The following is a 21879-nucleotide window of genomic DNA, read 5'->3' as shown; positions in this document are numbered from 1 at the left end:
GCGACCGGCCGCTCAGCGGAGCAGTCGCACCGCGCCGGGTACGGCCGTGACCGTCACCGGCAGCGGGCCGATCCGCTCGCCGTCGGCATACCCGACGATCTCCTCGGCGGCGTCGAGTTCGACCCGCCGGGCGCGGTAACCCCGCACCATCGGGTGGTCGACGTGCGTACCCCGATAGACCCGCGGCTTGATCCGCATCAGTGTGCCCCGACCCACCGCCCCGGCGACCACCACGTCGAGCAGTCCGTCAGCGGGATCGGCGTCCGGACAGATCCGCATGCCGCCGCCGTAACTGGCACAGTTCCCGATCGCCACCAGCACCCCGTCGAACCGGTGCTCGACCCCGTCCAGCCGCATCACGTAGGAGCGTGGCCGGAGTCGGGCCAACTCCACCAGGATCGCCACGTCGTAGCGCCGTCTGCCGCGCGGCCAGCGCATCCGGTTCGCCCGCTCGTTGACGATCGCGTCGAATCCCGCGCCGAGCACAGCGCCGTACCACCGGGTGCCGGGGCCGGGGCCGGTCAGCCGGGCCAGGTCGACCGGACGGGTTCGACCGACCCGCAACGCGTCGGCGACCACCCCTGCGGCGGCGAGCGGATCCGCCGGAAATCCGGTCTCCACCGCGAAGTCGTTGCCGGTGCCGACCGGCACCGGGCCGAACCCGACCGGGGTGCCGGCGACCGCCTGAAGCGCCAGGTGCACCGTGCCGTCGCCGCCGACCGCCACGAGTGCGGCGGCGCCGTCCGCTACGGCCGCGTGACAGCTCTCCTGGGCCTGTACCGCGGTACCCGCCTCCAACAGCCGCACCGACCGACCGGCCGCCTCCAACCGGGCCAGTACGGCGGGAAGCAGGTCCCGGTGCCGCCCCCGGCCAGCAGTGGGGTTGGCCAGTACGGCGACCGGACCGTCACCGAGCGGGGTGGACGCGGGGCGGGTCGGATCACGATGATCAGGGGCGGTCACGGCGAGCACGGTACCGCCCGGCGCCGAGGAGCAGGATCCCTCGTTCGCCGGGCGGTGTTGACCGTCAGGTCATGGTCGTGGTGACTGCCCTCAGGTCATGTCGTCGTAGCGGCTGTCGATCGGCTGCGGCGGGGCGACCGGCGCGACCGCGTCGACCCGCGCCCCGGCCTCGACCGGCTCCGGTTCGTGCGTCAACGGCGAGACCTCGTCGTCGTCCAGACCGGCGTAAACCTCCTTGCCCCGCCCCCGCCGCTTGTCGTTGATGAACGCGACCCCGACCGCGGCGAAGTAGAGCACGCAGAGGCAGAGTGCCAACGCGGTCATACCGAACGGGTCCGGGGTCGGCGTGACGACCGCGGAGAAGGCGAAGAACAGGAAGATGACGACCCGCCACCAGCTCAGCAACCGCCGACCGCTGGCGATCCCGACGAAGTTGAGCATCAGGATCACCAGTGGGAACTCGAATGCCACCCCGAAGAGCAGGATCAAGTTGGTGACGAACGAGATGTAGCGGGTGATCTCCAGCGTCGTGTCGATGTTGCTGCCGGAGAAGCCGATCAGGAATTCCAGGCCCTTACGTACGACGAAGAACGCGAGGAACGCACCGGCGGCGAAAAGCGGGGCGGCGATCGCCGTGAAGAAGTAGGCGTACTTGCGCTCGTGCCGGTGCAGTCCGGGCGCGATGAACGCCCAGAGCTGGTAGAGCCACACCGGTCCCGCGACGATCAGCCCAACCCAGAGCGCGATCTTCAGGTCGAGAAGGAACACGTCGGCGACGCCGAGCTGCACGAACTCACACGTGCCATCCGCGCGTTTCGAGCCCGGCAGATCACAGTAGGGCTGCTGGAGCAGCTCGCGGACCGGCGTAGCGAGCCAGAAACCGACTCCGAAACCGACCAGGATCGCCAGCGAGGCGCGGAAGAGCCGGTTGCGCAGCTCGCGGATGTGCTCGATGAGGGTCATCGAGCCGTCCGAGGCCCGCTCGAACTTCGTCGGACCGCGCTTGCGGAGTGCGAAGGCCACGGTGCTCGGGCCCCCGGGTCAGTTGTCGCGGACGCGCTGCACCGGGTCGTTGACCGGCGGCGCGGGCGGCTGGTAACCCTGCTGGTGCACGCTGCTCGGCTGGATCACCGGGTCCGGCGTGTACGGCTGACGGCTGTGCTGGGCGTCGGCCTTCTCGGCCAGGTCCTTGTCATCGTCGGCGAGGCTCTTGGTCTCGGCCTTGATGATGCGCAGCGAACGGCCAAGCGAGCGGGCCGCGTCGGGGAGCCGCTTCGCGCCGAAGAGCAGGATCAGCACGACCACAAGTACGGCGATGTGCCACGGCTTGAGGGCACCCATGGAAAGCTCCAGTCGGTCTTCGTGGATTGCGAGTGTCGGGCCCTATCGTACGTGTGTATCCGGACCGTGCCACCCGACTGGACGCTGCCAGTTGCATCCAGTCGGTGAAGTCTTGACCAACTACGACGCTCCGTCAACCCGCATCGGAGCCACTCCCCCCACCGGGCCGGCCATTCCCCGGCGGCACCGACGAGTCGGTCACTCCCCGTGCTTGGCCTTGATCAGCAGAAGGCGCCGCTGGGCCACCTCGGCCTGCCGTTGCAGGGTGAGCAGTTGCTCCTGCATCGCCTGCGCCCGTGAACCGAGCGCCTCGACCTGCTCCTGACGCCGCAACAAGGCCAGCGCGGCCCGCTCCAGCGCGGGTAGCCGGGTCAACAACGGACGAACCGCCAGCACCAGCAGCACCAAGGCGAAAAGTACCACCGCAAGCACGATCCAGGTCACCACGTCGGTCAGCCTAGTGCCCGGCCGAGACCGGCGCCGGAACGGCGTACGCGTCAAGCGCCGCGGCGGCCTGGTCGCGTACCTGCTCGACGAGGTCGATCGGCGAGACCACGGTGACCTCCGGCCCGAGACCGAGCACGAACCTGCGGGCCCAGTCGAGGTCGGTCACCCGCAGGGAGACCAGCCACTGCTCACCGTCGGGCTCGACCCGCTCACAGGGGTAGTACTCGGTGATCCACCGACCTCCGCGGCCGACCCGGAGGGTGACCAGTGGCAGGTCCGGTGACGGTTGGAAGACCCCGGCGCTGAGGTCGTGCAGCCGGGCCTGCGGCGGCGCCATGGCCGGCTCGTCCAGCTCGGTCTGCGCGTCGATCCGGTCGGCCCGGAACAACCGGACCGCCTCGGCCCGCCGGCACCAGGCCTCCAGGTAGGCACGGCCGCCGACCATCAGGACCCGGATCGGGTCGATGGTGCGTTCGCTGGTCTCGTCCCGCGCGGCGGTGTAGTACGTGATCCGCAGCGCCCGTCCACGCCTGACCGCACCCTGCAACGCCTCGACCTGGTCGGAGTCGCCCGGCATCCGGACCTCGACCGGCGCATCCGCCAGGTCGCCCGCCGCGTCCTCGATCTTGGCCAACGCCCGCTCGATCGCGTCCCGGTTGGCGATCCCCGGCGTCTCGGCCAGCATCCGGAGCGCGACCACCAACGCGAGCGCCTCGTCCGGGGTCAACCGCAGCGGCCGGTCGATGCCGGCGTCGTAGGTGATGGTCACCCGATCGCCGTCGAAAGCCATGTCGATCAGGTCACCGGGACCGTAACCGGGCAGGCCGCAGACCCAGAGCAGCTCCAGGTCCTCACGCAGCTGGCGTTCACTGACGCCCAGGTCGGTGGCTGCCTCGGCCAGCTCGATCCCGGGCCGCGCCAGCAGGTACGGCACCAGGTTGAGCAGCCGGGCCAGTCGGTCGGCCGAGGCCCGTGATCCACTCATGACGTCCCCTCGTCACACGCGCTCATCCGGTCACCCCGCTGGCCACCACGTCATGCCGAGTGGTGATCTCCTTGAGGCGTTGGATGACCGCCTCCCGTACCTCCGGCGGATCGATCACCCGTACGTCGGGACCGTAACCGACGAGGGTGCCGGCGAGCCCTTCCGGGTCCGCGTACGGCAGCACCAGCCGGTCGCCGTCCGGGCCGGAGGTGACCTCGTGGGCCCACCGCCGCAGGCCCGCTCCCCTGCCGGGGCGGACCAGCACGGTGGCCCGACCGGTCCGCTCCACCGGCCCGGACCAGCGGGCGACATGGCTGATCAGGTCGACGCCCTCGGGCGGGCGGTAACCGCCCGGGCGTCCGGTCACCCGAACCGTGCCGACGACCCGGGAGAGCCGGAAACAGCGGGTCGCCGCCCGGTCGAGGTCATGACCGACCACGTACCAGCGGGCCCGCCAGCAGACCACGCCCCACGGTTGCAGCCGCCGGGTGGAGGGCTGGTCCTCGTCCGGAACCCGGTAGTCGAAGGTGACCGCCCGACGGTCCCGGGCGGCGGCGGTGAACGGCGCGAAGGCGGGGTCGACGGTGACCACCGGCTCCATGCCCAGCGTCGCCTGCGGGTCCACGTCGATACCGGCGGCCCGCAGCTTCGCCAGGCCGGAGGAGGCGGCGGCGGCCAGGCCCGCGTGCTGCCAGAGCCGGGCGGCGATCCCCACCGCGGCGGCCTCGTCCGGCTCCAGCGGTATATCGGGCAGCGCGTACTCACGGTGGGCGATCCGGTAACCGGGCTCGGTGTCGAACACGCTCGCCGTGCCCGTCTCCAGCGGGACCCCGAGTTCCCGCAGCTCAGCCTTGTCGCGCTCGAACTTGCGCTGGAACGCCTCGTGGTCGCGCGGGTCGTCGGCGTCGTGCTCGTAACCGGGCACGGTCGCGGCGATCTGGGCGGCGGTCAGGAACCGCCGCGTGGACAGCAGACATATCACCAGGTTGACCAGGCGTTCGGTGCGGCTCCGCGACACCTGCAAGACGCTAGCAGTGTTGGCCCGTCGTGTACGAACCCACACGGGCACGTGGCAGCGCAATCCGTCCGTCAACGCCCTGGACGAGCCATAGGCTGACGACATGGCGAGATCGCCGGAGGGTGCGCAGAGCGTCGGCACAGTCGTCATCGCCGGCGTGGCCAACCTGACGATTGCCGCGGCGAAGGTGGTGGCGGGCCTGCTCAGCGGCTCCGCGGCGGTGCTTTCCGAGGCCGCCCACTCGTTCGCCGACACCACCACCGAAATTCTCCTCTTTGTCGCGCTGCGCCGGGGCTCCCGGCCCGCCACGGAGGAACGGCCGTTCGGGCACGGCCGTGAGAGCTACGTCTGGGCGTTCCTGGCCGCGGTCTTCACCTTCGTCGGTGGTGGCATCTTCTCGGTCACCCAGGGCGTCCACGCGATCCAGACCGACCAGCGCCAGGACGACAACCTGATCGCGTACGTGGTGCTACTGATCTCCTTCGTCGCCGAGTCGGTCTCACTGACCCGAGCGACCCGACAGATCCGGCAACGGGCCCGGCGTTTCTCGGTCAGCCCCCAGCAGGTGGTGCACCGTACCCCGGACACCACCGTGAAAGCGGTCTTCTTCGAGGACAGCGCCGCCCTGATCGGCCTGGTGCTGGCCGCCGCCGGGGTGGGCCTTTCCCAATTGACCGGCGACCCGTTCTGGGACGGACTGGCCTCGATCATGATCGGGGTTCTCCTCCTGCTGGTGGCGGTCACCCTCGCCCGCAGCAACCTGTCCCTGCTGATCGGCCGGTCGGCCGGGCCGACGACCCGGGACGAGATCTACCAGGAGTTGGCCGCGGTGCCGACGGTGGAACGGATCGACACCCTGCTGACCCTGCAACTGGGTCCGGACGAGATCCTGGTCGCCGCGAAGATTGACTTTGCCGACGACGCCACCGGGGCCACCATCGAAGCCGCCGCCGACGAGGCCGAACGGCGCCTGATCGCCCGCAACCCGGCCGTACGATTCGTCTTTCTCGATCCGACCGGCACCCGCCCCCCCGACCGGACCGACCCCCGACCGGACTGACCCACCGCCCCCGCCGGGCCCGGCGACGGCGCCCCGGCTACCGTGCCGGGCATGGTGCGATGGCGGTCCGGCACGGTGACGGTGATACGGCGACAGTGGCGCGGCGCGATCGAGTTGGAGGCGCTGCTGCCCGACGGCGGTACGGTCCGGGCGCTCGCCTATCCCGCCCTGGTGGGCACCCCGGAACCGGGCGACCGGGTGCTGTTGAACGTGGGCGCTCTGCTGATGGGGCTCGGCACCGGCGGGTACGCCCTCGTGGTCGCGCTCCCCGACCGCCTGCCCGCGGACCCGCCGGAAAGCCTCGACACCCGCGACGGCGGCCACCTGGTCAAGGCGCGGTACACCCCGCTGCAGCCGATCCTGCTCGGCGCGGACGAGGAGGCGTCACCACACCGGGACCGGCTCGTCGACGTCGACGACGTGGCCGGGTTGCCGGTGGTCACCGCGGACCTGCACTCCGCGCTGCCGGCGATCGTCGCCGGCATCCGGGCCGACGCCCCAACCGCCCGGATCGCGTACGTGATGACCGACGGCGGCGCGCTGCCGGCGTGGTTCTCCCGGAGCCTCTCCGCGCTCGGCGACGAACTGGTCGGCACGGTCACCGTCGGGCAGGCGTTCGGCGGCGACCTCGAGGCCACCAACCTGCACGCCGGACTGCTCGCCGCCCGACATGTGCTGGAGGCGGAGATAGCCATCGTGGCGCAGGGGCCCGGCAACCTGGGCACGGGCACCCGGTGGGGATTCTCCGGGGTAGCGGTCGGCGAAGCGGTCAACGCGGTGACCACGCTCGGCGGTAGGCCGGTCGGATCGCTGCGCATCTCCGCCGCCGACGCCCGACCCCGGCACCATGGCGTCTCCCACCACAGCCTCACCGCGTACGGTCGGGTCGCCCTCACCCGCGCGGACCTGGTGGTGCCGGACGGGCTGGAGCCGGCGCTGGCCGAGGCGGTGGAGGCCGCGTTGGTCCCACTCGCGGACCGGCACCGGCTGGTACGGGTGAGCACCGACGGGCTCGACGCCGCGCTCCGGGCGGCCCCGGTCACGCTCTCGACAATGGGGCGGGGGCTCGACGCCGACCACGCCTACTTCCTCGCCGCGGCGGCCGCCGGCCGGCACGCGGTCACCCTGCTGGGGTGAACGGCGCCGGCCGACTCAGGAGAACACCACCACCGCGATCCAGCCGCCGACGAGCAGCACCAGTGCCACTACCAGCACCCAGGTCGGCACGGAGTACTCGCCACGGCGGTTACGTGCGATCTCGTCCACGATCTTCTCGCGGCGACGGTTGACCCAGCCCTGCCGCACCTGCTCGGAGGTGCGCTCGGGTGGATCTTCGGGGGAACGGTCAGGAGACGTCATAACGCCGCCGACACTACCCGGATCACTGGTTCTGCCATCGGCCGCCCCGCCAGCGCCTACATGCTCGCGATCAAGCGCTCGACCCGCTCGTCGTACGCCCGGAACGGGTCCTTGCACAGCACCGTGCGCTGCGCCTGGTCGTTCAGCTTCAGGTGCACCCAGTCCACGGTGAAGTCCCGCCGCTTCTCCTGCGCGTGCCGGATGAACTCACCGCGCAGCCGGGCCCGGGTGGTCTGTGGCGGGGTCTCCTTGGCTTCGAAGATCTCCGGGTCGGTGGCGATCCGGTCCACCTGCCCCCGCCGTTCCAACAGCCCGTAGAGACCGCGTCCCCGACGTACGTCGTGGTACGCCAGGTCCATCTGAGCGACCCGGGGGTGGGACAGTGGCAGGTCGTGCTTCTGCTGGTAGCGCTCGATCAGCCGGAGCTTGCTGACCCAGTCGATCTCCCGGGAGACCGGCTCCAGATCTCCGCTCTCGACCGCGTTGAGCACCCGTCCCCAGAGCTCCACCACCCGCTTCGCGGTCTGGTCGCCGCCCCGGCGCTCGACGAACTCGGTCGCCTTGGCGAGGTACTCCTGCTGGATCTCCAGGGCGCTGACCTCCTTGTTGGAGGCCAGTCTGATCTTGCGCCGCCCGGTGATGTCGTGCGACACCTCGCGGATCGCCCGGATCGGGTTCTCCAGCGACAGGTCCCGCATCACCACCCCGGCCTCGATCATCCGCAGCACGATGTCGGCGCTGCCAACCTTGAGCAGTGTGGTGACCTCGTTCATGTTGGAATCACCGACGATCACGTGCAGCCGGCGGTAACGCTCGGCATCCGCGTGCGGCTCATCCCGGGTGTTGATGATCGGCCGGCTCCGGGTGGTCGCCGACGACACCCCCTCCCAGATGTGCTCGGCCCGCTGGGAGAGGCAGTACACCGCACCGCGTGGCGTCTGCAGGACCTTGCCCGCACCGCAGATCAGCTGGCGGGTCACCAGGAACGGGATCAGTACGTCAGCCAGGCGGCCGAACTCGCCGTGCCGGGAGACCAGGTAGTTCTCGTGACATCCGTACGAGTTGCCGGCCGAGTCGGTGTTGTTCTTGAACAGGTAGATCTCACCCGCGATGCCCTCGTCGTGCAGCCGCTTCTCGGCGTCGACCAACAGCCCCTCGAGGATCCGCTCACCGGCCCGGTCGTGCGCGACCAGGTCGGTGACCGAGTCGCACTCCGGCGTCGCGTACTCCGGGTGAGAGCCGACATCGAGGTAGAGCCGGGCCCCGTTGCGCAGGAACACATTGCTGGAGCGCCCCCAGGACACCACCCGGCGGAAGAGGTATCGGGCGACCTCGTCCGGGGAGAGTCGCCGCTGACCGCGGTAGGTGCAGGTGACGCCATACTCGGTCTCAAGACCGAAGATTCGCCGCTCCATGAACAGACACTAGCCGCCCGAAGCCGCCGATTGGTCGCCCTCGGGTCGTGCATTCCGCGCGTCGGCGTCGAAACTCCGTACAGACCGGCTGCTACCGCCCCTCAGCGGAGCAGATCAAGCAGATATTCGCCGTACCCGCTCTTGCGCAGCGGCAGCGCCAGCGCCCGCAGCTGATCGTCGTCGATCAGGCCGGCGCGCCAGGCGACCTCCTCGACACAACCGATCTTCATGCCCTGCCGCTCCTCGATCACCCGGACGAACTCGGCCGCCTGCATCATCGAGGTGAACGTGCCGGTGTCGAGCCAGGCGGTCCCCCGGTCGAGCACGGTCACCGTGAGTTCGCCGCGCTCGCGGTACGCCTCGTTGACAGCGGTGATCTCCAGCTCGCCCCGATCACTCGGGCGCAGCCCACGGGCGATCTCGACCACCCGGTTGTCGTAGAAGTAGAGCCCGGGGACCGCGTAACGGGACTTCGGCGTCGCCGGCTTCTCCTCGATCGAGAGCACCCGACCGGCCTCGTCGAAGTCGACCACCCCGTACTCCTCCGGGTTGGCCACCTGGTACGCGAACACCCGACCGCCGACCAGCGCGTTCTGTGCCGACAACTGCCTTCCGAGCCCGACCCCGTGGAAGATGTTGTCGCCGAGGACCAGGGCCACCGAGTCATCGCCGATGAAGTCGGCACCGAGCACGAACGCCTGGGCGATGCCCTCGGGCCGGGGCTGGGCGCAGTACTCCAGCCGCAGGCCGAACTGACTGCCGTCCCCCAGCAGGCGCTGGAACTGCTCCTGATCCTCCGGCGTGGTGATCACCAAGATCTCCTTGACGCCGGACATCACCAGCGTGGAGAGCGGGTAGTAGATCATCGGCTTGTCGAAGACCGGCATCAGCTGCTTCGATACCGCCTTGGTGAGCGGCCAGAGTCGGGAGCCGGTGCCACCGGCGAGCAGGATTCCACGCACCCGGGGAGAGTACCGACTTCCCCCCGCGCGGGCACACCCCTGTGCCGGCTGGTTCCGCCCACACGTCGCGTAGACTCACCAACCCGTACGGATCACCCGGCTGACGCCGGGGCCAACGGCTCGGCCGGCGAAGCGAGGCGGGAAATGACCCATCAGAGTGGCCACTGGCTCGTCACCGGCGCCGGCGGAATGCTCGGCCGGGACCTGGTGACAGCACTCGCCACCACGGGTGGGCCGCAGGTCACCGCCGCCACCAGGGCGGACCTGGACCTGACCGATCCCGACGCCGTACTCGCCGCGGTCAAGGGCCACGACGTGGTGGTGAACGCCGCCGCCTGGACCAACGTCGACGGGGCGGAGACCCAGGAGGACGCGGCCACCGCGATCAACGGCGAAGGTGTCGCCCACCTCGCCCGGGCCTGCGCGCAAGCCGGTGCCCGACTGCTCCACGTCTCCACCGACTACGTCTTCCCCGGCAACGCCAGCAGCCCGTACCCGGAGGACGCCCCGACCGCCCCACTCAACGCGTACGGGCGCAGCAAACTCGTCGGCGAGCAGGCCGTGACCCGGCTGCTGCCCGAGACCGGTTACGTCGTGCGTACCGCCTGGCTCTACGGCACGCACGGCCGCAACTTCGTCAACACGATGCTGCGGCTCGCCGCCGAGCGTGACCACCTGGACGTGGTCGACGACCAGCTCGGCCAGCCCACCTGGTCGTACGCGCTGGCACAGCGGCTGGTCGCGCTCGGCGACGCCGCACTCGGCGGCCGTGCACCGGCCGGGATCTACCACGGCACCGCGTCCGGCCAGACCACCTGGTACGGGCTGGCCCGTGCGGTCTTCGCCCTCAGCGGCCTCGATCCGGCACGGATCCGCCCCACCACCAGCGAGCACTACCGCCTACCCGCCGCCCGCCCGGCCTACAGCGTGCTGGGCCACGAACGGTGGCAGGCGGCCGGCTTGCCGCCCATGCCAGACTGGCACGAGATGCTCGGCGGCGCCCTCGCCGAACGCGGACTCGTCGCCACCCCCTGATCCGCCCCACCGATCCCCGAGAGAATCCGCCGACATGTCCGACGTGCGTTCCAGTTCCCTCACCGAACTCAACCGTCTACCTCGGGTCAGCGCGGTCGTGCTCGCCTGGAAGGCCGAGCCTCTGCTGCGCCGATCGGTCGAGTCGATACTCGCCTCGGCCAAGGTGGAGGTCGAGGTGATCCTGGTCGACAACGGTTGTACCACCGACGACGTCGAAGTCCTGGCCAAACTTCCCGGGGTGGTGACGGTCGGCGAGGGCGAGAACATCGGCTTCTCCGCCGGCTGCAACCTCGGTGTCAGCGCCGCCAGCGGTGACTACGTCGCCCTGGTGAACGGGGACGCGATCGTCGAACCGAACACGCTGGCCCGGCTGGTCGAGGTGGTCGACCAAGCTGACGTGGGCATCGCGGCCGGCGCGATCCGGCTGGCCGACGAGCCCGAACTGCTCAACTCCCGCGGCAACGAGGTGCATGTGCTGGGGGTGAGCTGGATCGGCGGGTTCCGGGAACGGGAGACCCGCAGCGAACCGACCGAGACCCCCGGTGCGATGGGCGCATGCCTGGTCACCTCACGCAGCCACTGGGACCGGCTGGGCGGCTTCGACCCGCACTACTTCGCGTACCACGAGGACGCCGACCTGTCGGTCCGGACCTGGCGGGTCGGGCTCCGGGTGTTGAACGTGCCGGACGCGGTGGCCCTGCACCGCTACGAGTTCAGCCGCAACAGCTTCAAGTACTACCTGGTCGAACGGAACCGGCTGATGTTCGTGGCGACCCTCTGGGGACGCCGGTCGCTGCTGCTGCTCGCCCCACCGCTGCTCGCGCTGGAGCTGGTGATGCTGCTGCTGGCGATCAAGGAGGGCTGGATCAAGGACAAGGTACGCGGCTACGGGTGGCTCTGGCGGCACCGCCGGCACCTGGGCGAGCGCCGGCAGCAGTTGCAAGCCGAGCGGACCGTGCCGGACCGGGTCTGGATGGGCGTGCTGACCGACCGGTTCAACACACCGCTGATCAACCCGCCCGGGGTGGGCGTACTCAACGCGTTCATGTCGGCGTACTGGCGGGTGGTCCGTCGCTGGGTCTGACGCCACCCGCCCCGCTGGAGAGACCGGGTCAGCCCTCGGGCTGCTCGGTCTCTTTCGTCTCCAGGTCGGCCGAGGCAGCCGACACGGCCGGCTTCTCCGGCCCGGGGCCGGGCCCGGCCGGTCCGCGCTCGTCGCCGCCCGCGTCCTTCGGCTCCGCCTCGCCGTCCAGCAGACCGGTCAGTGCCGCGCCGGTGATCCGCCGGAACGTGCGTCCCACCCGGTGCCGGTCGAGAACCGCGACCTCCAACTGGTTGGCGGCGATCGTCCGCGCCGCCCCGCCCTCGCCGCCGACGCTGCCCAGGGCCTGTACGGCGAGGCGCACCGCCTCGCTGAGCGAAACGTCGTTGCGGTGGTTGGCCCGCAGCGAACCGCTGATCGCCTCGCTCTGACCGCCCATCGCCATCCGGCCGGGCTCGTCGTTGACCGAACCGTCGTAGGTGAGCCGGTAGATCTCGTCGTCATCGGCGGTGGCACCGACCTCGGCGACACAGATCTCCACCTCGAACGGCTTCGACTGTTCGGTGAAGATCGCGCCCAGGGTCTGTGCGTACGCGTTCGCCAGGGCGCGGCCGGTCACGTCTCGCCGGTCGTAGCTGAGCCCGTTGAGGTCTGCCATCCTCACCCCCGCGCGGCGGAGGTTCTCGAACTCGTTGTACCGCCCGACGGCGGCGAACCCGATCCGGTCGTAGATCTCGCTGACCTTGTGCAGGGCGCTGGAGAGGTTCTCCGCCACGAAGAGGATTCCGCCCTCGTAGCTGAGGACCACCGCGCTCCGCCCCCGAGCGATGCCCTTGCGGGCCAGTTCGGAGCGGTCGCGCATGATCTGCTCTGGCGAGGCGTAGAACTGCATGGCCACGGCGGCGGTTCTCCTTACAAGCTGGTCTGGCGGCGTAACGAGCGGCTGGCGTAGGACTTCACGGGTGGCTCTGCGGCGGGCGGCCTCAGCCGCCCGGGTTCTCCATCCGGGCGGCGACGACGGCCTCGGCCACCGCCGCCGTCTCGGCCTCGGTGAGCCGGTTGGTGCCCTCTGCCGTGGCTGTCATGACCACCGGGTAGATCCGGCGGGTGAGGTCGGGGCCACCGGTGGCGGTGTCGTCGTCAGCCGCGTCGTAGAGCGCCTCGACCGCGAGCCGCACCACCTCGTCGGTGCTCAGTCCGGGTCGGAACCGCTTCTTCAGCGCGGACCGGGCGAAAATCGATCCGGATCCGATCGCGTCGTAGCCGGTCTCCTCGTAGGGGCCACCGGCAACGTCGAAGCTGAAGATGCGACCGGCCCGGGCCGGGTCGGTGGCGGCGAGGTCGAACCCGGCGAAGAGCGGGATCACCGCGAGGCCCTGCATCGCCGCACCGAGGTTGCCCCGGATCATCGAGGCGAGCCGGTTGGCCTTGCCGTCGAGGGAGAGGACGGCGCCCTCGATCTTCTCGTAGTGCTCCAGCTCGACCTGGAACAGCCGCATCATCTCGATCCCGATGCCGGCGGTGCCGGCGATCCCGACCAGGGAGTGCCGGTCCGCCGGGTGGACCTTCTGGATGTCCCGGCTGGAGATCATGTTCCCCATCGTGGCCCGCCGGTCGCCCGCCATGACCACGCCCATGGCGCTGGTGATCGCGACAATGGTGGTCGCGTGTGGCGCGAGGTCGGCGGCGAACCCGGGCGGCAGCGGCCGACGACCAGGAAGCAACTCGGGTGCGACCTTGCTCAGGAACTGCGTGAAGGAAGACGTCCCCGCGTTGGTGAACACATCTGGTAGCCGCCCGGATGGATCAAAACCCGCTGCCACGTGGTTCCTCTCAGTACGTGATCGTCCTGTCCCAACACACCGCGCCGTCGCCGAACCGGCCACGACCACCGTTGCGGTTGAAGCAGACTATCGTCTGACTCCGGTCGGCGCGATGATCTCGTGGTCGGCGTGGTGCGACAGCCCCGAGATCGGCCCGGACGAGCCGGGCCGACGGTTACTCGCCGCCCTTTTGGACATAGCCCCGAACGAACTCCTCCGCGTTCTCCTCGAGCACGGAGTCGATCTCGTCGAGCAGGTCGTCCACGTCCTCGGTGATCTCGGCGTGCCGCTCCGCGACCTCGGGATTCGCTTCGGTGGTGACGTCGTCGACCTCTTCGTCACGACGCGACTTACCGGACTGGGACTGACCGCCGGTGTCACGGGTAGCCATCTGGTTCCTCCTCCACGATCGCCTGCAAGAAACTTACCTCGGAAGGGCGACACAACGGGGCGTCGCCCGCGACCTTTGCCGCCCGACTGACCGGTTCACCGCCTCTCGTACGGCCGACCGTGGTCGGTGCGGACGAGAGCGACGGGAACGTGTGCCGGCGATCAGTTGCCGGTGATCGTCTCCAACAGGTCCTTGGCGCTCGCACAGCGGTCGAACAACGCCCCCACGTGCTTACGGGTGCCCCGCTCGGGCTCCATCATCGGGACCCGGACCAGCGACTCGCGACCGACGTCGAAGATCACCGAGTCCCAGCTCGCGGCGACCACCTCGGAGGCGTACTGGGCGAGACAACGACCACGGAAATAGGCCCGGGTGTCCTCGGGCGGCTCGACCATCGCCTGGCGGGTCTGCTCGTCCGGCAACAGGGTCGCCATCGAGCCGCGCGCCACCAGGCGGTGGTAGAGGCCCTTCTCCGGACGTACGTCGGCGTACTGCAGGTCAACCAGTTGCAGCTTGTGCGAGGCCCAGCCGAGCTTCTCCCGCTCCCGGTAACCCTCGAGCAGCCGCAGCTTCGCCACCCAGTCCAACTCACCGGCGCAGAGCATCGGGTCGCGGCCGAGCCGGTCCAGCACGCCCTCCCAACGGTCGAGTATGTCGCGGGTCGCCTCGTCGGCGTCGTTGCCGTACCGGTCGTCGACGAAGGCACGGGCCCGCTCCAGGTACGCCCACTGCAGGTCGAGCGCCGTGAGTCGACGACCGTCGCGGAGCCGGAGCAGGTGCGACAGCGACGGGTCGTGGCTGACCGCGCGCAATTCCGCGACCGGGTCGGCGATGCCGAGGTCGGGCGTGAGCGCCTTCTCCTCGATCATCGTCAGTATCAACGCGGTGGTACCGACCTTGAGGTACGTCGAGATCTCGGAGAGGTTCGCGTCGCCGATGATCACGTGCAGCCGCCGGTACTTGTCGGCGTCCGCGTGCGGCTCGTCCCGGGTGTTGATGATGGGCCGCTTCAGCGTCGTCTCGAGACCGACCTCGACCTCAAAGAAGTCGGCCCGCTGGGAGATCTGGAAGCCCGGCTGTGTGCCGTCCTGGCCGATTCCGACCCGCCCGGCTCCGCAGACGATCTGCCGGGTCACGAAGAACGGGGTGAGGTAGGTGACGATGTCCGCGAACGGGGTCTGCCGGCGCATCAGGTAGTTCTCGTGCGCGCCGTAGCTGGCGCCCTTGTTGTCGGTGTTGTTCTTGTAGAGATGGATCGGGTGGGTGCCGGGGATGGTCTCGGCCCGCCGGGCCGCCTCGGCCATCACCCGCTCCCCCGCCTTGTCCCAGCGCACCAGGTCCAGCGGGTTGGTCACCTCAGGAGTGGAGTACTCCGGGTGGGCGTGGTCGACGTAGAGCCGGGCGCCGTTGGTCAGTATCACGTTCGCCAGGCCCAGGTCCTCGTCGGCGAGCGCCTCGGCGGGGTCGTAGGCCGCACCGGAGTAGGTGAAGCCGCGCGCGTCACGCAGTGGTGACTCTTCCTCGTAGTCCCACCGAGCACGACCGCCGCGGGTCAACTCGGGACGTGCACCGTAGGCGTTGACCACCTGGGACGAGGTGACCATCGGATTGGCCCCGGCCTGTCCGGGTACCGAGATGCCGTACTCCACCTCGGCGCCCATGATTCGCCGTACGCTCATGCCGCTGCCCTACTTTCCTTCTCCATGAGGCGAGCGTAGTCCGCGTCAGCGCTCATCCGTTCTCCCGATGTGACGACACGGCCGCAGAATGTACCTATTGGCCGGTGTCACCGGCGTGTACGCCCCGCCGATCACCATCCACCGTCGAAACCGGCCCCGGTTCCACATCGACCGGTCGACCTCGGCCAGCGAACCCCGGGTGCGAGAAACGGGGGGCGACGCGTCACGCGTCGCCCCCCGTTGTCGTACGAGTCGATCAGAGGTACTGACCGGTGTTGCTCGCGGTCTCGATCGACCGGCCGGCCTCGGCGCCCTTACCCCCGGAGACGAGCGTACGGATGTAGACGATCCGCTCGCCCTTCTTACCGGAGATCCGGGCCCAGTCGTCCGGGTTGGTGGTGTTGGGCAGGTCCTCGTTCTCACGGAACTCGTCGACGCAGGCGTCGAGCAGGTGCTGCAACCGCAGCCCCTTGCGTCCGGAGGAGAGGAACTCCTTGATCGCCATCTTCTTGCCCCGGTCGACGATATTCTGGATCATCGCGCCGGAGTTGAAGTCCTTGAAGTAGAGCACCTCTTTGTCACCGTTGGCGTAGGTGACCTCGAGGAACCGGTTCTCCTCGGACTCCGAGTACATCCGCAGCACCACGGCCTCGATCATGGCCGCCACGGTGGCCTGGGCGTCCTGGCCGTGCTCGTTGAGGTCGTCCGCGTGCAGCGGCAGCCCCGTGAGGATGTACTTGGAGAAGATGTCCCTGGCCGCCTCGGCGTCGGGCCGCTCGATCTTGATCTTCACGTCGAGCCGGCCCGGTCGCAGAATCGCCGGGTCGATCATGTCCTCCCGGTTGGAGGCGCCGATCACGATGACGTTCTCGAGCCCCTCCACACCGTCGATCTCGCTGAGCAACTGCGGAACGATGGTGTTCTCCACGTCCGAGGAGACACCCGAGCCACGGGTACGGAACACCGAGTCCATCTCATCGAAGAACACGATGACCGGAGTGCCCTCACCCGCCTTCTCCCGGGCCCGCTGGAAGATCAACCGGATGTGCCGCTCGGTCTCACCGACGTACTTGTTGAGCAGCTCCGGACCCTTGATGTTCAGGAAGTAGCTGGTGTGCTTCTGCTCGCCACGCCGCTCGGCGATCTTCTTCGCCAGCGAGTTCGCCACCGCCTTGGCGATCAGGGTCTTACCGCAACCAGGCGGACCGTAGAGCAGGATGCCCTTCGGCGGACGCAACTGGTGCTCCCGGAACAGCTCGGCGTGCAGGAAGGGCAACTCGACCGCGTCCCGGATCTGCTCGATCTGGGACTGCAGGCCACCGATGTCGCCGTAGTCGACGTCGGGGACCTCCTCGAGGACGAGCTCCTCCACCTCACTCTTCGGGATGCGCTCGTACGCGTACGCCGAGCGCGGCTCGATCATGAGCGAGTCACCGGCCCGGATCGACGAGCCGATCAGGCTATCGGCGAGGAAGACGATCCGCTCCTCGTCGGCGTGGGAGATCACCAGCGCCCGGTCGCCCGGACCCCCGGTGGGGTTCTCCAACACCTCCTTGAGCATCACGACCTCTCCGACCCGCTCGAACCCGAACGCGTCCACGATGTTGAGCGCGTCGTTGAGCAGGACCTCCTGACCACGCCGCAGCTCGTCCACCTCCAGTGACGGAGACACCGCCACACGCAGCTTGCGACCGCCGGTGAAGACATCCACCGTGCCGTCGTCGTGCCGCGCGAGGAAGACCCCGTACCCGCTGGGCGGTTGTGCCAGCCGGTCGATCTCTTCCTTGAGCGTGACGATCTGGGCCCGTGCCTCTTTGAGGGTGCTCACGAGCCGGTCGTTGTTCTCGGTCAGTCGAGCGAGCTGCGCCTGGGTAGCCGCTAGCCGCTCCTCGAGCTGCCGGACGTGTCGGGGGCTTTCGGTCAGCTTGCGCCGCACCAAGGCCAGTTCCTCTTGAAGGAACGCGACCTGGGTGGAGAGATCGTGGGCCTCCTTCTCCCACCGTGCGGCGCGCGAGTCCGCGTCGTCGCTGCGTGCCACGTCCCACCTCCCCGGGGGGCTTGAACGTTCTGCCCTAACACTAGCCGCTATGACGCCGATTCGGTCCCATGCAACACCCTCGTCACCGAACCTTGATCGTCACAGGGACGCCGCTCGGGCGCCCGGGAGGCGTTCGGGTACCGTCGGAACGTGCCGAGCGAGTGGATGGAGGGGTCATCGTGGTAACCCAGACCGAGACCGATGAGCTGCGAGTCTGGGTGGACCAGGACCTCTGCACGGGTGACGGACTCTGTGTGCAGTACGCGCCGGAGGTTTTCGAATTCGACGTCGACGGCCTCGCCTACGTCAAGGACGGCTCGGGCGAGTTGCTGCTCGCCCCGGGCAGCCGGGTCGACGTCCCGGCACACCTGCGACTCGACGTGATCGACGCGGCCAAGGAGTGCCCGGGCGACTGCATCCACGTGCTGCGCAGCCGGGACGACGTCGAGGTGGCCGGCCCGGACGCGCAGGACTGACCGCCGGTCGGCCGGATGCCTGGCACCCGGCCGGCCCGCTCACAGGGTGGGACGGCCGAGGACCGAGGCGACCAGCCGGGCGAACTCCTCGAGCCGGGCGATCTGCCCAGCCCCACCGTCGTCGAACGTCTTGCCGAACCGCAGCGCGTCGTGTCGCGGCGCGCCCGCCACCTCATCCGCGGGTAGGCCCTCGTCCAGCGAGCTGAGCAGCAGGTAGACGTCGATGCTGTCGACGCGTACCCCGCCGCTCGGCATCCGGTTGAGCCGGCGCCGGCAACCCACCTCGGTCACCGTCGAGACCGGCACCACCCGCAGCGACGAGGTCATCGAGCCGGCCGGCCCGTCATCCGGCGGGATGTCCTCCCCGTGCCAGAGGATGAGCCGGCTGCCGTCGCAGACCGCCACCTCCTGCCACACCCCGTTGACCTCGTTGACGAAGCGTTCCAGGGTGAATCCCAGTACGGACGCGCCCCGCAGCACCCCGCCCAGCGCCTCCAGCGCGACCTCGGGATCACGTAGGTAGGCGCGGGCGGCGGACTCCAGATCCTGGTAGGGCGACCAGTCCGGGAAGACGGCGGGAAGATCCCCGCCGCCGAAGGTGGGCCGGCTCATACGGACCTCCCGACGTTGATGATCACCGCACGGCCCTTTCCCCCGCCTCGTCCACGTCCGCCTCCACCGCCGGTGTGGCCGACGCCTCCTCAGCCTCGCGAGCCGCCTGCTCGGCCGCCCGTAGGCTCTGCTTACGCAGCGCGTACGCCTCCGCGCCCTTGCTCGGCTTACGCCGGCGGGGCGGCGCGGTCACGCCGGGCGCGAGCTTGCGGGCGGAGACCAGGAACGCGGTGTGCGCGATCATCCGGTGGTCCGGGCGCACCGCCAGCCCTTCCAGGTGCCAGTCACGCACCAGCGACTCCCAGGCCCGGGGCTCGGTGAAGCCGCCGCGCTCGCGCAACGCCTCCACCAGGTCGGAGAGCTGGGTCGTGGTGGCCACGTAGCCGATGAACACCCCACCCGGCACCAGCGTCCGCGCCACCAGGTCGAGCACGTCCCACGGGGCGAGCAGGTCCAGGATGATCCGGTCGAACTCCGGCTCCTGACAGGTCGCCACGTCTCCCACGTGCAGGTGCCAGGACGGGTGCGGCCCGCCGAAGAACGCCTCCACGTTGCGCCGCGCGATCTGGGCGAAGTCGTCCCGCAGCTCGTACGAGTGCAACTCGCCGGTCGGGCCGACCGCCCGCAGCAGGGAGCAGGCCAGCGCGCCGGAGCCGGCACCGGCCTCGAGCACCTTCGCACCAGGGAAGATGTCCCCCATCGCGACGATCTGGGCGGCGTCCTTGGGGTAGATCACCTGGGCGCCCCGGGGCATCGAGAGCACGTAGTCCGAGAGCAGCGGGCGCAACGCCAGGTACGCCGTGCCGCCCGCGGAGGTGACCACACTGCCGTCGGGCAGGCCGATCAGATCGTCGTGTTCGAGCGCTCCCCGGTGGGTGTGGAACGACTTGCCGCCCTCCAACGTGATCGTGTGCATCCGCCCCTTCGGGTCGGTCAACTGCACCCGGTCACCCGGCCGGAACGGGCCACGGTGAGCCGGTACCGGTGCGGCGTCGGTGGGGTGGGCGGTGGTGGGCTGTGCGGTCACTGAGTCATCTTTCGTTTCGGCTCCAGAAGCTGCGCCAGATCGGCGATGTGCAGAACGCCGACGACATCTTCGCCTGACGTCACGAGATACTGCGCGCCCGGGTCGGTCTGTACCGCCCGGATGACCTGTTCACCGTCGAGCCCGACCGGGATGCTGGGCACGCCGTCGAGGCCGCGGGCCACCGTGTCGACCGCGACCCAGGGGCGCCGCTCCAGCGGCACCGCCTCGGCCGCGGCCCGGTCGACCAGTGCCACCAGCCGACCGGACGAGTCGGAGACACCCAGCGCCACCGGCTCCGCTCCGGCGGCCAGCCCGCGACGCTGCGCCTCGGCCAGCGGCGTACCGGTGGGCACCTGGAACACCGGGCGGGCCAGCCGGTGCAGGTCGATCAGGGGGAACCGCCGGCTGATCCGGGCCATCCGGATCGACTGGCCCGCCCCCTGCCAGAGGGTGAAGGCGACCAGCACCATCAGGGCCAGGCCCAGCGGCGCGATCAGCCCGAGCCAGGTCAGCACCCCGACCAGGACGGCGGTGCCGACCGCCACCGCCCGACCGGCCCAACCGGCGACCTCGGTACCGAGATGCCGGTCCCGACTGGCCGCCCACACCAGGGCACGCAGCGCCCGGCCACCGTCGAGCGGCAGACCGGGCAGGATGTTGAAAACCGCCACGATGACGTTGCTCACCGCCAGTTGGAGGGCAAACTGGTCAGGCAGCGTACGGTCGGGCAGGGCGATGGTGGCCAGCACCGCGGCCACGCCCAGCACCAGCGACACGGCCGGGCCGGCGAGCGAGACCAGAAGATCCACCCGAGGGGTCGGCGCGTCCCGTTCCATCTCGGTGTAGCCGCCCAGCAACTCCAGCGTGATGCCGCGTACGCCGATGCCGTACCGCCGTGCGGTCAGCGCGTGTCCGAGTTCGTGCAGCAGCACCGACCCGAGCAGGCAGACCACGAAGCCGAAACCCACCAGATAGCCGGTGACCTGCGACAACTCAAGCTCACGGCGGACGAACTCGCCATAGACCACGGTCACCAGGACGGCCAGCAGGACCATGGAGGCGTTGAGATAGACCGGGACGCCGAGGACCCGGCCCACGGCAAGTCCGGGGCGGCGGTCGGGCCGGCGTTTCCGTTTTGAACTGTCCTCCACCGGGTCGATGCTACGTAACCCTCGACGCCAGGCTCGAATCCCGTAGCCGCTCGCCACGCACGCCCGTACGCCGGGCGGGCGGCGTAACCGTCGTACCGGTGCCTTAGCCTTCCGGTCATGACGGCGGAGATGGTGACGAAGCAGACGACCGGACGCTCCCCGGTGGCCGAACGGCCCCCCGGGCCCTCCCTCTCACCGTCGCGGGCGGCGGATTTCAAGACCTGCCCGCTGCTGTACCGGTTCCGCAGCATCGACCGGTTGCCCGAGCGGCCCAGTCTCGACCAGGTCCGCGGGACCCTGGTGCACGCCGTACTCGAACGACTCTTCGACCTGCCGGCCCCGGCCCGAACGCCGACGGCCGCCGGTGACCTGGTCAGCCCGGAGTGGGACCGGCTGGTCGCGGACGAGCCGGAGCTGACCGGACTGTTCGCCGACGAGGCGGCGGTGGACGTCACCGAGTTCCTCGGATCGGCCCGCCGGCTGCTCGACGGCTACTTCACGGTCGAGGATCCGCGCCGGCTCGAGCCGGCCGAGCGGGAGACGTTGATCTCCACGGTGGTCGACGACGAGTTGCTGATCCGCGGTTACATCGACCGGCTCGACGTGGCTCCGGACGGGGCGCTGCGGGTGGTCGACTACAAGACCGGCGGCGCTCCCAGGGAGGCGTTCGAGGCCAGGGCGCTGTTCCAGCTCAAGTTCTACGCGCTGGTGCTCTGGCGCACCCGTGGGGTGGTCCCCAAGGTGCTCCGCCTGCTCTACCTCAAGGACGCGGAGATCTGCGACTACGCTCCGGACGCCGACGAACTGGCCCGGTTCGAGCGCACCCTGGTCGCGCTCTGGCGGGCGATCGAGCAGGCGACCACGAACCAGGACTTCCGTCCCAAGCCGAGCCGGCTCTGTGACTGGTGCAGTCACCAGGCACTCTGTCCCGCGTTCGGCGGCACGCCGCCACCCTTCCCCGACGTGGCGACCACCGTGGTGATCCCGGAGCAGCCCAGCCGGGCCGGCGGGCCGGCGGAGGACGAGTAAACCTCCTCCCGGAGGAGGAGACACGG

Annotated in this window: 23 protein-coding genes; 6 read left to right on the top strand and 17 right to left on the bottom strand. The window is 69.8% G+C overall.

Annotation, left to right across the window (positions count from 1 at the left end; all coding sequences use genetic code 11):
- Positions 1-12: 12 nt before the first annotated feature.
- The 6 genes from BDK92_RS34910 to BDK92_RS34885 all read right to left on the bottom strand — a co-directional run bounded on the left by BDK92_RS34910 (position 13) and on the right by BDK92_RS34885 (position 4754).
- On the bottom strand, positions 13-963 hold the full coding sequence (locus BDK92_RS34910) for a diacylglycerol kinase family protein (protein ID WP_121162856.1): 951 nt from the start codon (positions 961-963) through the stop codon (positions 13-15).
- Between the two features lie 90 nt (positions 964-1053).
- Positions 1054-1986 carry a twin-arginine translocase subunit TatC gene (gene tatC / locus BDK92_RS34905; RefSeq protein ID WP_121160574.1) on the bottom strand — a complete coding sequence of 311 codons (933 nt, stop codon included), beginning with the start codon at positions 1984-1986 and terminating at the stop codon, positions 1054-1056.
- A gap of 18 nt (positions 1987-2004) precedes the next feature.
- Positions 2005-2304: a Sec-independent protein translocase subunit TatA gene (gene tatA, locus BDK92_RS34900; RefSeq protein WP_121160573.1), complete on the bottom strand. Its 300-nt coding sequence runs from the start codon at positions 2302-2304 to the stop codon at positions 2005-2007.
- A gap of 198 nt (positions 2305-2502) precedes the next feature.
- Entirely contained in the window at positions 2503-2751 is a 249-nt protein-coding gene (locus tag BDK92_RS34895) for a hypothetical protein (RefSeq protein WP_121160572.1), read from the bottom strand.
- 10 nt (positions 2752-2761) lie between these two features.
- On the bottom strand, positions 2762-3736 hold the full coding sequence (locus BDK92_RS34890; protein WP_121160571.1) for a helix-turn-helix transcriptional regulator: 975 nt from the start codon (positions 3734-3736) through the stop codon (positions 2762-2764).
- Between the two features lie 22 nt (positions 3737-3758).
- Complete coding sequence (locus tag BDK92_RS34885; RefSeq protein WP_121160570.1) at positions 3759-4754, bottom strand: helix-turn-helix transcriptional regulator; 996 nt, start codon at positions 4752-4754, stop codon at positions 3759-3761.
- 103 nt (positions 4755-4857) lie between these two features.
- Between BDK92_RS34885 and BDK92_RS34880 the strand changes: the two genes are divergently transcribed.
- Together BDK92_RS34880 and BDK92_RS34875 are read left to right on the top strand one after the other, a co-directional pair.
- Entirely contained in the window at positions 4858-5814 is a 957-nt protein-coding gene (locus BDK92_RS34880) for a cation diffusion facilitator family transporter (protein ID WP_121160569.1), read from the top strand.
- 51 nt (positions 5815-5865) lie between these two features.
- Positions 5866-6951 carry a DUF3866 family protein gene (locus BDK92_RS34875; protein ID WP_121160568.1) on the top strand — a complete coding sequence of 362 codons (1086 nt, stop codon included), beginning with the start codon at positions 5866-5868 and terminating at the stop codon, positions 6949-6951.
- Between the two features lie 15 nt (positions 6952-6966).
- Here the strand turns inward: BDK92_RS34875 and BDK92_RS34870 are convergent, their stop codons facing one another.
- The 3 genes from BDK92_RS34870 to rfbA all read right to left on the bottom strand — a co-directional run bounded on the left by BDK92_RS34870 (position 6967) and on the right by rfbA (position 9550).
- Positions 6967-7173: a hypothetical protein gene (locus tag BDK92_RS34870; protein WP_121160567.1), complete on the bottom strand. Its 207-nt coding sequence runs from the start codon at positions 7171-7173 to the stop codon at positions 6967-6969.
- Between the two features lie 56 nt (positions 7174-7229).
- Positions 7230-8588, bottom strand: a complete 1359-nt coding sequence (gene pafA / locus BDK92_RS34865; RefSeq protein WP_121160566.1) for a Pup--protein ligase — start codon at positions 8586-8588, stop codon at positions 7230-7232.
- A 101-nt stretch (positions 8589-8689) separates the two neighbouring features.
- Positions 8690-9550 (bottom strand): glucose-1-phosphate thymidylyltransferase RfbA, encoded by an 861-nt coding sequence (gene rfbA, locus BDK92_RS34860; RefSeq protein ID WP_121160565.1) that lies wholly within the window; start codon positions 9548-9550, stop codon positions 8690-8692.
- Between the two features lie 144 nt (positions 9551-9694).
- Between rfbA and rfbD the strand changes: the two genes are divergently transcribed.
- Together rfbD and BDK92_RS34850 are read left to right on the top strand one after the other, a co-directional pair.
- The gene (gene rfbD / locus BDK92_RS34855; RefSeq protein WP_121160564.1) at positions 9695-10585 is read left to right on the top strand and encodes a dTDP-4-dehydrorhamnose reductase; all 891 of its coding nucleotides are present in this window, start codon (positions 9695-9697) and stop codon (positions 10583-10585) included.
- Between the two features lie 34 nt (positions 10586-10619).
- On the top strand, positions 10620-11669 hold the full coding sequence (locus BDK92_RS34850) for a glycosyltransferase family 2 protein (protein WP_121160563.1): 1050 nt from the start codon (positions 10620-10622) through the stop codon (positions 11667-11669).
- A 28-nt stretch (positions 11670-11697) separates the two neighbouring features.
- Here the strand turns inward: BDK92_RS34850 and prcA are convergent, their stop codons facing one another.
- From prcA to arc, 5 genes are all read right to left on the bottom strand, one after another.
- Entirely contained in the window at positions 11698-12525 is an 828-nt protein-coding gene (gene prcA, locus BDK92_RS34845) for a proteasome subunit alpha (protein ID WP_121160562.1), read from the bottom strand.
- 85 nt (positions 12526-12610) lie between these two features.
- On the bottom strand, positions 12611-13450 hold the full coding sequence (prcB, locus tag BDK92_RS34840) for a proteasome subunit beta (RefSeq protein ID WP_170208799.1): 840 nt from the start codon (positions 13448-13450) through the stop codon (positions 12611-12613).
- A gap of 175 nt (positions 13451-13625) precedes the next feature.
- A complete protein-coding gene (locus BDK92_RS34835) occupies positions 13626-13841 on the bottom strand; it encodes a ubiquitin-like protein Pup (protein ID WP_121160560.1) in 216 nt (71 codons plus the stop codon).
- A 161-nt stretch (positions 13842-14002) separates the two neighbouring features.
- Positions 14003-15520: a depupylase/deamidase Dop gene (gene dop / locus BDK92_RS34830; protein WP_121160559.1), complete on the bottom strand. Its 1518-nt coding sequence runs from the start codon at positions 15518-15520 to the stop codon at positions 14003-14005.
- A gap of 256 nt (positions 15521-15776) precedes the next feature.
- Complete coding sequence (gene arc / locus BDK92_RS34825) at positions 15777-17558, bottom strand: proteasome ATPase (protein ID WP_121160558.1); 1782 nt, start codon at positions 17556-17558, stop codon at positions 15777-15779.
- 179 nt (positions 17559-17737) lie between these two features.
- Here arc and BDK92_RS34820 point away from each other — a divergent pair, with 179 nt between their 5' ends.
- Positions 17738-18034, top strand: coding sequence for a ferredoxin (locus BDK92_RS34820; RefSeq protein ID WP_246017419.1), 297 nt, complete (start codon positions 17738-17740; stop codon positions 18032-18034).
- Between the two features lie 39 nt (positions 18035-18073).
- Here BDK92_RS34820 and BDK92_RS34815 read toward each other — a convergent pair whose 3' ends face one another.
- From BDK92_RS34815 to BDK92_RS34805, 3 genes are read right to left on the bottom strand one after another with little or no spacing between them, the layout of a single operon-like run.
- Positions 18074-18646 (bottom strand): hypothetical protein, encoded by a 573-nt coding sequence (locus tag BDK92_RS34815; RefSeq protein WP_121160556.1) that lies wholly within the window; start codon positions 18644-18646, stop codon positions 18074-18076.
- 22 nt (positions 18647-18668) lie between these two features.
- A complete protein-coding gene (locus BDK92_RS34810; RefSeq protein WP_121160555.1) occupies positions 18669-19673 on the bottom strand; it encodes a tRNA (adenine-N1)-methyltransferase in 1005 nt (334 codons plus the stop codon).
- Positions 19670-20824 (bottom strand): site-2 protease family protein, encoded by a 1155-nt coding sequence (locus tag BDK92_RS34805; protein WP_425462285.1) that lies wholly within the window; start codon positions 20822-20824, stop codon positions 19670-19672. The genes BDK92_RS34810 and BDK92_RS34805 overlap by 4 nt, the downstream gene beginning before the upstream one ends.
- Positions 20825-20941: 117 nt before the next feature.
- On the opposite strand from BDK92_RS34805, the gene BDK92_RS34800 reads away from it, so the two are divergent.
- Positions 20942-21853: a RecB family exonuclease gene (locus tag BDK92_RS34800; RefSeq protein WP_121160554.1), complete on the top strand. Its 912-nt coding sequence runs from the start codon at positions 20942-20944 to the stop codon at positions 21851-21853.
- The last annotated feature ends 26 nt before the right edge of the window (positions 21854-21879 follow it).

Source organism: Micromonospora pisi (assembly GCF_003633685.1).
GTDB lineage: Bacteria > Actinomycetota > Actinomycetes > Mycobacteriales > Micromonosporaceae > Micromonospora_G > Micromonospora_G pisi.
Note: the sequence above shows the minus strand (reverse complement) of the source record. Positions and strands in the feature narration are given on the sequence as shown.

What these genes read in the sequence shown, in the direction of transcription:
- tatA (WP_121160573.1), bottom strand. Translation starts at nt 2,304, where the DNA reads ATGGGTGCCCTCAAGCCGTGGCACATCGCCGTACTTGTGGTCGTGCTG.
- BDK92_RS34890 (WP_121160571.1), bottom strand. Translation starts at nt 3,736, where the DNA reads ATGAGTGGATCACGGGCCTCGGCCGACCGACTGGCCCGGCTGCTCAAC.
- BDK92_RS34880 (WP_121160569.1), top strand. Translation starts at nt 4,858, where the DNA reads ATGGCGAGATCGCCGGAGGGTGCGCAGAGCGTCGGCACAGTCGTCATC.
- BDK92_RS34875 (WP_121160568.1), top strand. Translation starts at nt 5,866, where the DNA reads ATGGTGCGATGGCGGTCCGGCACGGTGACGGTGATACGGCGACAGTGG.
- BDK92_RS34870 (WP_121160567.1), bottom strand. Translation starts at nt 7,173, where the DNA reads ATGACGTCTCCTGACCGTTCCCCCGAAGATCCACCCGAGCGCACCTCC.
- pafA (WP_121160566.1), bottom strand. Translation starts at nt 8,588, where the DNA reads ATGGAGCGGCGAATCTTCGGTCTTGAGACCGAGTATGGCGTCACCTGC.
- rfbD (WP_121160564.1), top strand. Translation starts at nt 9,695, where the DNA reads ATGACCCATCAGAGTGGCCACTGGCTCGTCACCGGCGCCGGCGGAATG.
- BDK92_RS34850 (WP_121160563.1), top strand. Translation starts at nt 10,620, where the DNA reads ATGTCCGACGTGCGTTCCAGTTCCCTCACCGAACTCAACCGTCTACCT.
- BDK92_RS34835 (WP_121160560.1), bottom strand. Translation starts at nt 13,841, where the DNA reads ATGGCTACCCGTGACACCGGCGGTCAGTCCCAGTCCGGTAAGTCGCGT.
- dop (WP_121160559.1), bottom strand. Translation starts at nt 15,520, where the DNA reads ATGAGCGTACGGCGAATCATGGGCGCCGAGGTGGAGTACGGCATCTCG.
- BDK92_RS34815 (WP_121160556.1), bottom strand. Translation starts at nt 18,646, where the DNA reads ATGAGCCGGCCCACCTTCGGCGGCGGGGATCTTCCCGCCGTCTTCCCG.
- BDK92_RS34800 (WP_121160554.1), top strand. Translation starts at nt 20,942, where the DNA reads ATGACGGCGGAGATGGTGACGAAGCAGACGACCGGACGCTCCCCGGTG.